The sequence below is a fragment of the Hydrogenophaga sp. genome (assembly GCF_041633695.1).
In the GTDB taxonomy this organism is placed as follows: Bacteria; Pseudomonadota; Gammaproteobacteria; order Burkholderiales; family Burkholderiaceae_C; genus Hydrogenophaga.
The window spans coordinates 1-11905 of record NZ_JBFJMY010000101.1 but is presented as its reverse complement, the minus strand read 5'-3'; the positions used below and the strand labels follow the sequence as shown (position 1 = coordinate 11905).

The window sequence follows — 11905 nt, the reverse complement described above, 5'->3', positions numbered from 1 at the left end:
CGGGGTGGTGGAAAACGTGTGTGCGCACCGTGGCATGCAGTTCTGCCGCGAACGCCATGGCAACAAGAAAGAATTTGTCTGCCCCTACCACCAGTGGAGCTACACGCTGCAAGGCGATCTGCAGGGCGTGCCGTTTCGGCGTGGCGTCAAACAAGACGGCAAGGTCAACGGTGGCATGCCCGCCGACTTCAAGACCGCCGACCATGGCCTGAACCGGCTCAAGGTCGCGACGCGCGGCGGTGTGGTGTTCGCCAGCTTCGACCACGGCATCGAATCGCTGGAAGACTTCATGGGGCCGGTCATCCTGGGCTATTTCGACCGCCTGTTCAACGGTCGCCAGCTGCGCATACTGGGCTACAACCGCCAGCGCATTCCGGGCAACTGGAAGCTGATGCAAGAGAACATCAAAGACCCGTACCACCCCGGTTTGCTGCACACCTGGTTCGTCACCTTCGGGCTTTGGCGTGCCGACAACAAGAGCGAGCTGAAGATGGACGCCCGACACCGCCACGCGGCCATGATCTCCACGCGCGGGCAGTCCGGCAAGGCGGACCAGGTGACGCAAGTGTCCAGCTTCAAGGAAAGCATGGCGCTGAACGATCCGCGCTTTCTCGACATCGTGCCCGAGTCCTGGTGGGCGGGCCCGACGCCGCCGGGCAGCCCCAAGGCGTCGGACGCCCCCTCGGGGGGCAGCGAAATGCGCGAAGCGCCGAGTGAGGGAGCACCGGTCCCCACCGCCGTGATGATGACGCTGTTCCCCAGCGTCATCCTGCAGCAACAGGTCAACAGCGTGTCCACGCGCCACATCCAGCCCGACGGCCACGGCTCGTTCGACTTTGTCTGGACGCACTTCGGTTTTGACGACGACAGCGACGAGATGACGCAGCGGCGCCTGCGCCAGGCCAACCTCTTCGGCCCGGCCGGCTTCGTGTCCGCCGACGATGGCGAAGTGATCGAGTTCTCGCAACAGGGCTTTGAGCAAAAACCCTTCCACCGCACCCTGGCCGAGTTGGACGGGCGCGAGGTGGAAGACACCGACCACATGGTCACCGAAACGCTGATACGCGGCATGTACCGCTACTGGCGCGAAGTGATGGAGGCCTGAACATGGAACACCCGATCCGATTCGAAGACTATCTGCAGGTCGCACAACTCCACGCCGACTACGCCCAGGCGGTCGATTCCGGCAACTGGGACTTGTGGCCCGAGTTCTTCACCGAAGACTGCATCTACAAGCTGATCCCGCGCGAAAACCACGAGCGCGGGTTCCCGCTGGCCACCTTGTTTTTCGAGAGCAAGGGCATGCTGAAAGACCGCGCCTACGGCATCCAGGAAACCTTGTTCCACGACCCGTACTACCAGCGCCACGTGGTGGGTGCACCGCTGTTCCACAAGGTGGGGCAAGACCGCTTTGAGTGCGAAGCCAACTACGCGGTCTTTCGCACCAAGCTGTCGCAAGAGTCGACGGTGTTCAATGTCGGTCGCTACATCGACGTCATCGTGCGCACCCCCCAAGGTCTCAAGTTCGCGTCGCGCTACTGCGTCTACGACAGCGAAATGATCCCCAACTCCATCATCTACCCGATCTGAACCATGAGCGACTTGCATTGGACCGACGCCACAGACGCGTCCAGCGTGCCCGAAGACGATGTCATCGGCCTGCAACTGGCGGGGCACGACATTGCCCTGTACAAAGTCGAAGGCGACATCTTCGCCACCGACAACATCTGCACCCATGGCCATGCCCGGCTGTGCGACGGCTTTCTGGAGGGCCATGAAATCGAATGCCCCATGCACCAGGGCCGGTTCGACGTGCGGGATGGCCGAGCCACCTGCGCGCCCGTTACCGAAGATCTGCGCCGCTACCCGGTGCGCATTGAAAACGGGCGGGTGTTTCTACAGTTGGGCAGCTGACGGATCGTTTGCTGGCGACTTGGGTCGAGAACGCCCAACGCGCCATGTTCAGGCGTACGCCACCCAACCTCGAAACGCCAAGCCCGCATAGAACAACTGCGTCCCCGCAAAGCCCGCGGCCTTGAGCATGGCTTCCTCGTCATCGGGGCCCAGCAGCTGCAGCCTTGCGCTGATCGCCGATGCCGCGTTGCGCACACCGTCGGGATCGGCGCCCGAGGCGATGGCGAAGGCCACGTAACGCGAGAGCCACAAGGCCTGTTCTCCCGGCGCTTGCGGAAAGCTCATGTGTGCCATGACGAACGGCGCACCGGGCTTCAAGCGGCGCCGAATGTCCTCCAGCGTGCGCCGGCGTTCGTCGATGGCGACGAAGTGCATGGTCAACAGACAAGTCGCCGCATCGAACGGCCCCGCCGGTGCCGTGTCGACGTAGCCATGGTGAAGCTGAACGCGCGCCATGTGCGGTGCCAGCGCGGCCTCGGCCAGTTCCAGCATCGGTTTGGACGGATCGACACCGACAAAATGCCACGGCGGGTACATCTCTGCGAAGACCTTCAATTCGACGCCACCGCCCGCACCGATGACGAGCACACGGGCTTGTTCCGGTGCCCGCTCCGCGACGAGCAAGGCGACCATTTTTTGCAGGTCGGCCCACCCCGGGACCAGGCGCCGGGCCTTGTCGGCATAGGCGGAAACCGCCATCGGATCGTTGAAATGGGCGGATGGATCGATGGGTGGGTTGGGCATATGAGCTGTGTGGGAACGCTATGGCGTCGAGCAATTCCAGAGAGCCGCCGACACGGTAGCCGTCAAAATTTCTGGGCGCTGGTATTCTTTCCGCTGCTTCAAAATCACGTCAAGTTTATGGACTTTATTCAACCCCCTCCGCAGCGCTGGCAGTCCGCCATCATCGATCTGGATGGCACCATGGTCGATACCCTGGGCGATTTCGACGTGGCGCTCAACCGCATGCTCACCGAATTGGGCCGCCCTGCGCTGGAGCGCACAACCATTGAACACATGGTGGGCAAAGGCTCCGAGCATTTGATCCATTCGGCGTTGGTGCACGGCGGACTGGGGGCTGAGCAGGCCAGCGCCCAGCTGCCCATGGCCTACGAGCACTACCAGCGCCACTACCTGAGCATCAACGGTGCGCACAGCGCGGTCTACCCCGGCGTGCTGGAAGGTCTGGCCGGTCTGCGCGCCCGGGGCTTGCGCCTGGCCTGTCTCACCAACAAGCCACTGGCTTTTGCCCGCCCCTTGTTGCAAGCCAAAGGGCTGGACGGGTTTTTTGAGTGTGTGTTTGGTGGCGACAGCTTTGAGCGCAAAAAGCCCGATCCGCTGCCGCTGCTCAAAACCTGTGAAGCGCTGGGCTCCGCACCGGCTCAGACGCTGATGGTGGGCGATTCACAGAACGACGGTTTGGCGGCGCGGGCGGCGGGTTGCCCGGTGGCGCTGGTGACCTATGGCTACAACCATGGCGAGCCGATCGAAGGCGCACCGCACGACCGTTTGCTGGATTCATTGGCCGACCTGCTGCTGCCCGACGCGGGCAGTGGCTTGGCGCATTGAACCGTCAGGGCTTGCCGAGCAAGGCTTCCTTGAGTTTCCAGTCGGCGGGTTTGGGGCCCAGCCAGATGCGCATGAGCGCGTTGAAGAATTCGGGCTCCTTGAACGGCTCGCCTTCCACTTTGCCCTTGACGGTGAGCACCGTGCCCGTGCCTGGAATCCAGTCGAGGATGAAGTTGTCGCCCTCTTTGAGCTTTTTGTGGTCGGTGAAGACCTGGCTCATGCGCAACACGCCCGGCACCAGCTTGGAGAAGGCGGAGCGGTCCATGTTGTCTTCCATGCCGCGTGAAAAGAGCTTGCCCAGTTCGGCCGAATCGATGTCGCGCAGCATGGTGATGGTCATGCGCTTGGGGCCGGTGGCGGCCAGCACTTCGTCGGTGGTGCCCGCTTTTTCGCCCAGGTAGAGGCCGGCGGCGTAGACCTTGAACACGGCCTTGTAGCGCACGCCCGCACCGTTGAGGCTCAGCGCTTTCCCCGCCACCGTGACCTTGTCTTCCAGGACCACGCCCGCCGTTTCAAACGGGGCCGCCTGCACGGCGGCTGTGGCCCATGCGACGGCGCACAGGACGAGGGCGCGGCGGGAGAGAAGACGCAGTAGGTTCATGGTGTGGTGCAGGTGTGGTGAAGCGAGGGCCGCGTACCAAGGTCGCGACACAACAAATAGAACGACCGTTCTATTTGTTCGGGGATTCTCCCGTGGCTTCCGGTGCGCCGCAAGAAGGGTTTCTCCGTAGGTAAGCCGCAGCCGACCAGCGGTTTGCGCGGACGCAAAGACTTGGCGAAGTGGTGCGCGGGCTTTGCTACACTTTGCACACCATGTTCCCAGCACGCACCCGTTTCACCCATGTTCTACCGAGCCGCTCTGGCCGGGGAGCCTGGCCCTGGCGTCGCCCAGCGTAAACGTGCACACCTCCGGGGTGCGCGGAAGGTGGACCGGTCAACCCAGCTCCTTCTTCTGCCATCCCGCTCCCCGCCCGGTGGCCTGCCCGACCGGGAACCCCAGAAGTACGGTGTCAACCGCGATCAAGCCCGGTTGAGCCGATGGAGAGTCTGAACATGATCACCGAACTGGAATTCAAAAGCCTGGCCAGCCATGGCTACAACCGCATCCCCTTGATGGTCGAGGCCTTTGCCGACCTGGAAACCCCGCTGTCGCTCTATCTCAAGCTGGCGCATGGCCGGGGCGATGGCAAGTACAGCTTCTTGCTCGAATCGGTGGTGGGTGGTGAGCGTTTTGGCCGCTACAGCTTCATCGGTTTGCCGGCGCGCACCTTGTTGCGGGCCACGGGTTTTGGGGCCGCTGCGCAGACCGAGGTGGTCACCGACGGCGTGGTGGTGGAAACGGCACGCGGCAATCCGCTGGATTTCATCACCGAATACCAAAAGCGCTTCAAGGTGGCGCTGCGGCCAGGGTTGCCGCGCTTCTGTGGCGGGCTGGCGGGCTACTTTGGTTACGACGCGGTGCGCCACATCGAGAAGAAGCTGGAAAACACCTGCCCGCCCGACACCCTGGGTTGCCCCGACATCTTGTTGCTGCAGTGCGAAGAGCTGGCGGTGATCGACAACCTGTCCGGCAAGCTCTACCTGATCGTGTACGCCAACCCGGCGCTGCCCGAGGCCTATGCCCATACCAAGAAGCGCCTGCGCGAACTCAAAGAGGCGCTGAAGTATTCGGTGAGCGCACCGGTGGTCAAGCCCAGCCAGAGCTATCCGGCCGAGCGCGATTTCGCCAAGGCCGACTATCTCAAAGCGGTGGAGCGCGCCAAGGAGATGATCGCCAATGGCGATTTCATGCAGGTGCAGGTGGGCCAGCGCATCAAGAAGCGGTATACCGAGTCGCCGCTCAGCCTGTACCGGGCGCTGCGTTCGCTCAACCCATCGCCCTACATGTATTACTACCATTTCGGCGATTTCCACGTGGTGGGGGCTTCGCCCGAGATTCTGGTGCGCCAGGAGGCGGTGGAGCGAAGCATGAGCGACGCCGGGTCGCCCCAAGGCGCCCAAGCTCCCTTGGGGGGCAGCGAAGCACGCGAAGCGGGGAGCGCTCGGTTCGCGCAGAAAGTCATCATCCGACCGCTGGCCGGTACCCGGCCCCGGGGCGCCACGCCCGAGAAAGACAAGGCCACCGAGGTGGAGCTGATCAACGACCCCAAGGAGCGGGCCGAACACGTGATGCTGATCGACTTGGCGCGCAACGACATTGGCCGCATCGCCCAGACCGGCAGCGTGAAAGTGACCGAGGCGTTTGCGGTCGAACGCTACAGCCACGTGATGCACATCGTGAGCAATGTCGAAGGCATCTTGATCGACGCCCCCGATGGCCAGCCGCTGAGCAACATGGACGTGTTGAAGGCGACTTTTCCCGCCGGTACGCTCACAGGTGCGCCCAAAGTGCACGCCATGGAACTGATCGACCAGTTCGAGCCCACCAAGCGCGGCATCTACGGTGGCGCTTGTGGTTACCTGAGTTTTGCCGGCGACATGGATGTGGCGATTGCCATCCGCACCGGCATCATCAAGGACCAGATGCTGTACGTGCAGGCGGCGGCCGGTGTGGTGGCCGACTCGGTGCCCGAAATGGAATGGCGCGAAACCGAGCACAAGGCGCGGGCCTTGTTGCGCGCGGCCGAGCTGGTCGAAGAGGGGCTGGAATGAACCCGCACGCTGTTGAACATTGCGACACCATGGACGATGTGCGACGCCACATCGATGCGCTGGACGCCCGCATCGTGCCGCTGCTGGTCGAGCGCGGTGGCTACGTGGCCCAGGCCGCGCGCATCAAGCCGCACCAAGACCAGGTGTACGACCAGCCGCGCATCGATTTCATCGTCGAGCGGGTGAAGTCCCTGGCGCGCGATTTGCAGGGTTCCGAGGCGGTCGTCGAAGCGACCTACCGGGCCATGATCGACGCCTTTATCGCATACGAGCACGGCGAGTTTGCGCGCCTGCGCCGGGAGGACTGAGCCATGAAGCTCGTGATGATCGACAACTACGATTCCTTCACCTACAACATCGTCCAGTACCTGGGCGAGCTGGGTGCCGAGGTGACGGTGTTCCGCAACGACGAGACCAGCGTCGAGGCGCTCGACGCCTTGTTCCAGGCCGGGGGCATGGACCGCCTGGTGGTCTCCCCCGGGCCGTGTTCACCGGCCGAAGCGGGCATTTCGGTGGCGGCCATTGAGCACTTCGCGGGCAAGCTGCCGGTGTTGGGGGTCTGCCTGGGCCACCAGAGCATTGGCGCGGCCTTCGGTGGAAAAATCGTGCGCTCGCAAGAGCTGATGCATGGCAAGACCAGCGTCATCTCCACCACGCAGCAAGGCGTGTTTGCCGATCTGCCGCAACAGTTCACGGTCAACCGCTACCACTCGCTGGCCATCGAACGGGCCAGTTGCCCGGACTGCCTGGAGATCACGGCCTGGACCGACGATGGTGAAATCATGGGCGTGAAGCACAAGACGCTGGCGGTGGAGGGCGTGCAGTTCCATCCCGAGAGCATCCTCACCGAACACGGCCACGCCATGTTGAAGAACTTTTTGGAGCAGGCATGACGCAGCCCCTGCCGCGATGCTCTTGGATGTGGGTATTTCCTGATGGAAGGGTTTTCTGATGTTGGTTGATCTTCGCAGCGACACCGTGACCCAGCCCACCGAGGCCATGCGCGCGGCCATGATGGCCGCCCCGCTGGGCGACGACGTGTTTGGCGATGACCCCACGGTCAACGCCTTGCAGGAGCGCATCGCCGCGATGACCGGCAAAGAGGCCGCGCTCTTCATGCCCTCGGGCACGCAGAGCAACCTCTGCGGCATCCTGGCGCATTGCCAGCGTGGCGACGAATACATCGTGGGCCAAAACGCGCACACCTACCGCTACGAAGGGGGCGGTGCTGCGGTGTTCGGCAGCGTGCAGCCGCAACCCCTGACACAAGACGCCACAGGCCGCATGTCCTTGAGCGACATCGCCGCCGCGATCAAACCGGACGACCCGCACTTTGCGCGTACCCGCTTGTTGTGCCTGGAAAACACCTGGAATGGCAACGCCATGCCCGATGCCTACCTGCGCGAAGCCACGCAGCTCGCGCGCGAACACGGCCTGGCGACGCACCTGGACGGCGCCCGTGTATTCAACGCGGCGGTGGCCTCGCTTGCGCCCGGACAAAATGCCGAGGCGCGTGTGCGCGACATTGCCGACCACTTCGACAGCCTGTCGGTGTGCTTCAGCAAAGGCCTGGGCGCACCCGTCGGATCGGCGCTGTGCGGTTCTCGCGAGCTGATGGAGCGTGCGCGCCGCCTGCGGAAAATGGCCGGTGGCGGTTTGCGCCAGTCCGGCCTGCTGGCAGCGGCCGCTTTGCACGCGCTCGATCACCATGTCGACCGCCTGGCCGACGACCACGCGCTGGCACAGCGCCTCGCCCAAGGCCTGGTGGGTATCGACGGGCTGGCGGTGCGCTCGGCGCAGACCAATATCGTGTTTGTGGACGTGGACCACGGTCGCGGCCCGGCCTTGCTGAGCCACCTGGAGCAGCTAGGCGTGCGGGCCACCGGTTTGATCGGGCTGCGTTTTGTCACCCACCTCGGTGTGGATGCGGCGGGCATAGACCACGCGCTGGCGTGCATACGCGGCTTCTTCAGCAATGGCACGGGCACCGACTTGCCCAGGCCCGGCGGTACCTCCGCCGTTTATTGAAACCCGCGGCGCGCCAGAGGCCCATACCCCATGCCCGATAGTCAACACCTGCTGATGTTCGTGGCCGCGGGCTGGCTGCTCAACCTCACGCCTGGGCCCGACGTGCTCTACATCGTGAGCAACGCGCTCAAGAGTGGCGTGCGTGCCGGCATGGTGGCGGCCTTGGGCATCGTCAGCGGTTGTTTTGTGCACGTGTTGGCGGCCGGGCTCGGTGTGGGCGCATTGCTCGCCACCTCGGCCACGGCCTTCACGACGCTGAAGTGGGTGGGCGCTGCTTACTTGTTGTGGATGGGCTTGCGTCTGTTGTTCTCGCGCCAGCAGCCCTCCGCACCTTTGGCTGTGGTGGCCGACGCCGCTGCGCCGGACCTGAAGCGGGTGTACCTGCGCGGTTTTCTGACCAACGTGCTCAACCCCAAGGTGGCCTTGTTCTTTTTGGCTTTTGTGCCGCAGTTCATCGCCCCCGATGCGCCCGACAAGCTCAGCGCCTTTTTGCTGTTGGGCCTGTTGTTCAACCTCAATTCGCTGCCCATCAATTTCGGCTATGCCTGGCTGGCCGCCGGTTTGGCGCGCCGCGTCCATGCGGTACAGCGCGGCATGCGCTGGCTGGACCGCGCGGCCGGCTTGCTTTTTGTCGGCTTCGGCTGGAAGCTGGCCACGTCCGCCCATTCCGCACCGTAAATCGATCTGGAGACCTCCATGCCTCACAACCTCGCCCACGCACACAAGATCACCCCGCAAGAAGCGCTGCAACGCACCATCGAGCACCGCGAAATCTTCCACGACGAGATGCTGCACCTCATGCGGCTGATCATGAAAGGCGAGATGACGCCGGTGATGATGGCTGCGCTCATCACGGGTTTGCGGGTGAAGAAGGAAACCATCGGCGAAATCACCGCCGCCGCACAGGTGATGCGCGAGTTCTCCACCAAGGTGGAGGTGGCCGACAAAACGCACCTGGTCGACATCGTCGGCACCGGCGGCGACGGCTCGCACACCTTCAACATCTCGACCTGCTCCATGTTCGTGGCCGCCGCAGCGGGGGCCAAGGTCAGCAAACACGGTGGGCGCAGCGTCTCCAGCAAGAGCGGCAGCGCCGATGTGCTGGAGGCGCTGGGCGTGAACATCAACCTGCCGCCCGAGGCGATCGCACGTTGCATCGATGAAGTGGGCCTGGGTTTCATGTTCGCGCCCAACCACCACCCAGCCATGAAAAACGTGGCGCCGGTGCGCCGCGAGCTGGGCATCAAGACCATCTTCAACATCCTGGGCCCGCTGACCAACCCGGCCTCGGCCCCCAATATCCTGATGGGCGTGTTCCACCCCGATCTGGTCGGTATCCAGGTGCGCGCCTTGCAGCGCCTGGGCGCCGAACATGCGGTGGTGGTGTATGGCCGCGACGGCATGGACGAGGTGTCGCTGGGCGCTGCGACCCTGGTCGGGGAGCTTCGGAATGGCGAGATCAGCGAATACGAAGTCCACCCCGAAGACTTTGGTCTGACCATGGCCAGCAACCGCGCGCTGCGGGTGGAAACGCCCGAGGATTCGCGCGCCATGTTGATGGGGGTGTTGGACAATCGCGATGATCCGGCTCTCAAGGCCGCCATCGACATCGTGGCGCTGAACGCCGGTGTGGCGCTCTACGCCGCCAATGTTTGCGAAGACATGGCGCAAGGCGTTGCCCTGGCGCAGCGCACCATCGCATCGGGTGCTGCGCTGAAAAAGCTGGCGGCCTTGACGGCGTTCACGCAAGCTGCTGCACCGAGTGCCAGCGCTTGAAGCCGCTTCTTTTCTCTTTTGCCTTCCGGACCTATTCCCATGAGTGACATCCTCCAGAAAATCGTCGCCGTCAAGCACGAAGAAATTGCCGCGGCCAAGCGGAAAAAGCCGCTTGAGGTGGTGCGCTTCGACGCCGAAAGCCGCGTGCTCACGCGCGACTTTGAAGGTGCCTTGCGCGCCAAGATCGCAGCCGGACAAGCGGCCGTGATCGCCGAAGTGAAAAAGGCCAGCCCGAGCAAAGGCGTGTTGCGCGCCGATTTCATCCCCGCCGACATCGCCCAGAGCTACGCCGAAGGCGACGGCCAGATCAGCGCAGCCTGTTTGTCGGTGCTCACCGACCACCAGTTCTTCCAGGGCAGCAGCGACTACCTCAAGCAGGCGCGGGCGAGTTGCGACCTGCCGGTGCTGCGCAAGGACTTCATGGTCGACCCCTACCAGGTCTACGACGCGCGGGCCATGGGCGCCGACTGCATCTTGCTCATCGCCGCGTGCCTGGACGATGTCCGCATGGCCGAGCTCGAGGCCCTGGCCATGGAGCTGCACATGGCGGTCCTGGTCGAGGTGCACGACCGCGAAGAGCTTCAGCGCGCCCTGAAGCTCAAAACCCCGCTGCTGGGCATCAACAACCGCAACCTCAAGACCTTCGAGGTGTCGCTGCAAAACACCCTGGGCCTGCGGGCCGATGTGCCGCCAGATCGGCTGCTGGTCACCGAATCGGGCATCGTCAACCGCGAAGACGTGCAAACCCTGCGCGCGGCCCAGGTCAATGCCTTCCTGGTCGGCGAAGCTTTCATGCGCGCGCCCGAACCCGGTTTGGCTCTGGCCGAGCTGTTTGGCTGATCCCTTGGCCCAGACCGAGCTGAACTGGGGTGAAGCCCCAAGCGGGCCGGCCGTGTTGTCGGCGTGCGATCCGACGGACTGGCCGGTCACGCCCGACTGGCAGCCATTGACCCATGCTTTCTGGGCGTCTCCCGCCGGGCAGGGCTTGCGCGAACGTTTGCGGGACCGGCTACGGGATGGCGCGACAATTTACCCCCCCCAACCGCTGCGTGCGTTGGCACTCACTGCGCTTGCATCCGTTCGTGTGGTGCTGCTGGGGCAAGATCCCTACCATGGACCAGGCCAAGGCGAAGGTCTGGCCTTTTCGGTGGCGGCGGGCGTGAAAACGCCGCCCAGCCTGCGCAATATCTTCAAAGAGTTGCAGCGCGACCTGGGGCTGCCGGTGCCGGCCCAGGGCTCTCTGGTGCGCTGGGCCGAGCAAGGGGTGTTGCTGCTGAACAGCTGCCTCACAGTGGAGGACGGTCAAGCCGCCAGCCACGCCGGCTGGGGCTGGGAGGCCTTGACCGACGCTGTGATCCGCCAATGCAGCGAAGCGGGCGAGCCCAAGGTGTTTTTGCTTTGGGGTGCACATGCCCAGAAAAAGGCGGGTCTGATCGATGCGGGTCGCCACCTGCTGTTGTGTGCAAACCACCCATCGCCACTTTCCGCCAGCCGCGGACCGGTGCCGTTCATCGGCTGCGGCCATTTCAGTGCCGCCAACGCCTGGTTGGCGCAAAAGGGCAGTCCCGCCATCGCCTGGTGAAGCGTCTTGATTTTTCGGGTAGCTGTGCCACGTCAAAAATCCGTGGCATAATCAAGGGCTGCGCTATGGAGGGGTGGCCGAGTGGTTAAAGGCAGCAGACTGTAAATCTGCCCGCTTACGCGTACGCTGGTTCGAATCCAGCCTCCTCCACCAGCGATCGATGTGATATGTGAGCGAATGGGAAGCCGCGCTCCGGGTAAGTTGGGTCTGAGTGACCCAGTCTGTTCGGGCGGGAGTAGTTCAATGGTAGAACCCCAGCCTTCCAAGCTGATGACGCGGGTTCGATTCCCGTCTCCCGCTCCATGTCCCTTCGGTGTCGGATTGAATTTCGGGGTGATCGGTGTGCCGATCACCTTGGCCCTTGTGGCTCAGTGGTAGAGCACT

Annotated in this window: 14 protein-coding genes and 2 tRNA genes; 14 read left to right on the top strand and 2 right to left on the bottom strand. The window is 63.7% G+C overall.

Annotated elements, in window-relative coordinates; all coding sequences use genetic code 11:
• From ABYB95_RS08590 to ABYB95_RS08580, 3 genes are all read left to right on the top strand, one after another.
• Positions 1 to 1105, top strand: a 1105-nt coding sequence (locus ABYB95_RS08590; RefSeq protein WP_372658053.1) for an aromatic ring-hydroxylating dioxygenase subunit alpha, incomplete at its 5' end; no start/stop codon positions are given.
• Positions 1106 to 1107: 2 nt separating this feature from the next.
• Positions 1108 to 1590, top strand: coding sequence for a nuclear transport factor 2 family protein (locus ABYB95_RS08585; RefSeq protein WP_372658052.1), 483 nt, complete (start codon positions 1108 to 1110; stop codon positions 1588 to 1590).
• A gap of 3 nt (positions 1591 to 1593) precedes the next feature.
• The gene (locus ABYB95_RS08580) at positions 1594 to 1914 is read left to right on the top strand and encodes a non-heme iron oxygenase ferredoxin subunit (protein ID WP_372658051.1); all 321 of its coding nucleotides are present in this window, start codon (positions 1594 to 1596) and stop codon (positions 1912 to 1914) included.
• A gap of 48 nt (positions 1915 to 1962) precedes the next feature.
• On the opposite strand, the gene ABYB95_RS08575 is transcribed toward ABYB95_RS08580, so the two are convergent.
• On the bottom strand, positions 1963 to 2658 hold the full coding sequence (locus ABYB95_RS08575) for a class I SAM-dependent methyltransferase (RefSeq protein WP_372658050.1): 696 nt from the start codon (positions 2656 to 2658) through the stop codon (positions 1963 to 1965).
• A gap of 117 nt (positions 2659 to 2775) precedes the next feature.
• Between ABYB95_RS08575 and ABYB95_RS08570 the strand changes: the two genes are divergently transcribed.
• Positions 2776 to 3483 (top strand): phosphoglycolate phosphatase, encoded by a 708-nt coding sequence (locus ABYB95_RS08570; protein WP_372658049.1) that lies wholly within the window; start codon positions 2776 to 2778, stop codon positions 3481 to 3483.
• A gap of 4 nt (positions 3484 to 3487) precedes the next feature.
• Here the strand turns inward: ABYB95_RS08570 and ABYB95_RS08565 are convergent, their stop codons facing one another.
• Complete coding sequence (locus ABYB95_RS08565; RefSeq protein WP_372658048.1) at positions 3488 to 4084, bottom strand: chalcone isomerase family protein; 597 nt, start codon at positions 4082 to 4084, stop codon at positions 3488 to 3490.
• A gap of 452 nt (positions 4085 to 4536) precedes the next feature.
• On the opposite strand from ABYB95_RS08565, the gene ABYB95_RS08560 reads away from it, so the two are divergent.
• The 10 genes from ABYB95_RS08560 to ABYB95_RS08515 all read left to right on the top strand — a co-directional run bounded on the left by ABYB95_RS08560 (position 4537) and on the right by ABYB95_RS08515 (position 11824).
• Positions 4537 to 6135 (top strand): anthranilate synthase component I family protein, encoded by a 1599-nt coding sequence (locus tag ABYB95_RS08560; RefSeq protein WP_372658047.1) that lies wholly within the window; start codon positions 4537 to 4539, stop codon positions 6133 to 6135.
• Entirely contained in the window at positions 6132 to 6443 is a 312-nt protein-coding gene (locus ABYB95_RS08555; protein ID WP_372658046.1) for a chorismate mutase, read from the top strand. The genes ABYB95_RS08560 and ABYB95_RS08555 overlap by 4 nt, the downstream gene beginning before the upstream one ends.
• A 3-nt stretch (positions 6444 to 6446) precedes the next feature.
• The gene (locus ABYB95_RS08550; protein WP_372658045.1) at positions 6447 to 7028 is read left to right on the top strand and encodes an aminodeoxychorismate/anthranilate synthase component II; all 582 of its coding nucleotides are present in this window, start codon (positions 6447 to 6449) and stop codon (positions 7026 to 7028) included.
• 58 nt (positions 7029 to 7086) lie between these two features.
• Positions 7087 to 8163: a low-specificity L-threonine aldolase gene (gene ltaE, locus ABYB95_RS08545; protein ID WP_372658044.1), complete on the top strand. Its 1077-nt coding sequence runs from the start codon at positions 7087 to 7089 to the stop codon at positions 8161 to 8163.
• Between the two features lie 30 nt (positions 8164 to 8193).
• A complete protein-coding gene (locus ABYB95_RS08540) occupies positions 8194 to 8841 on the top strand; it encodes a LysE family translocator (protein ID WP_372658043.1) in 648 nt (215 codons plus the stop codon).
• An 18-nt stretch (positions 8842 to 8859) separates the two neighbouring features.
• Positions 8860 to 9939, top strand: coding sequence for an anthranilate phosphoribosyltransferase (trpD, locus tag ABYB95_RS08535; protein WP_372658042.1), 1080 nt, complete (start codon positions 8860 to 8862; stop codon positions 9937 to 9939).
• A gap of 39 nt (positions 9940 to 9978) precedes the next feature.
• Positions 9979 to 10779 carry an indole-3-glycerol phosphate synthase TrpC gene (trpC, locus tag ABYB95_RS08530; protein ID WP_372658041.1) on the top strand — a complete coding sequence of 267 codons (801 nt, stop codon included), beginning with the start codon at positions 9979 to 9981 and terminating at the stop codon, positions 10777 to 10779.
• Positions 10780 to 10783: 4 nt separating this feature from the next.
• On the top strand, positions 10784 to 11521 hold the full coding sequence (locus tag ABYB95_RS08525) for a uracil-DNA glycosylase (RefSeq protein WP_372658040.1): 738 nt from the start codon (positions 10784 to 10786) through the stop codon (positions 11519 to 11521).
• 67 nt (positions 11522 to 11588) lie between these two features.
• Positions 11589 to 11674: transfer RNA gene (locus ABYB95_RS08520), tRNA-Tyr, on the top strand.
• Between the two features lie 76 nt (positions 11675 to 11750).
• Positions 11751 to 11824: transfer RNA gene (locus ABYB95_RS08515), tRNA-Gly, on the top strand.
• The last annotated feature ends 81 nt before the right edge of the window (positions 11825 to 11905 follow it).

Coding starts and splice junctions, on each gene's coding strand:
- ABYB95_RS08585 (WP_372658052.1), top strand. CDS start 1,108: ATGGAACACCCGATCCGATTCGAAGACTATCTGCAGGTCGCACAACTC.
- ABYB95_RS08580 (WP_372658051.1), top strand. CDS start 1,594: ATGAGCGACTTGCATTGGACCGACGCCACAGACGCGTCCAGCGTGCCC.
- ABYB95_RS08575 (WP_372658050.1), bottom strand. CDS start 2,658: ATGCCCAACCCACCCATCGATCCATCCGCCCATTTCAACGATCCGATG.
- ABYB95_RS08570 (WP_372658049.1), top strand. CDS start 2,776: ATGGACTTTATTCAACCCCCTCCGCAGCGCTGGCAGTCCGCCATCATC.
- ABYB95_RS08565 (WP_372658048.1), bottom strand. CDS start 4,084: ATGAACCTACTGCGTCTTCTCTCCCGCCGCGCCCTCGTCCTGTGCGCC.
- ABYB95_RS08560 (WP_372658047.1), top strand. CDS start 4,537: ATGATCACCGAACTGGAATTCAAAAGCCTGGCCAGCCATGGCTACAAC.
- ABYB95_RS08555 (WP_372658046.1), top strand. CDS start 6,132: ATGAACCCGCACGCTGTTGAACATTGCGACACCATGGACGATGTGCGA.
- ABYB95_RS08550 (WP_372658045.1), top strand. CDS start 6,447: ATGAAGCTCGTGATGATCGACAACTACGATTCCTTCACCTACAACATC.
- ltaE (WP_372658044.1), top strand. CDS start 7,087: ATGTTGGTTGATCTTCGCAGCGACACCGTGACCCAGCCCACCGAGGCC.
- ABYB95_RS08540 (WP_372658043.1), top strand. CDS start 8,194: ATGCCCGATAGTCAACACCTGCTGATGTTCGTGGCCGCGGGCTGGCTG.
- trpD (WP_372658042.1), top strand. CDS start 8,860: ATGCCTCACAACCTCGCCCACGCACACAAGATCACCCCGCAAGAAGCG.
- trpC (WP_372658041.1), top strand. CDS start 9,979: ATGAGTGACATCCTCCAGAAAATCGTCGCCGTCAAGCACGAAGAAATT.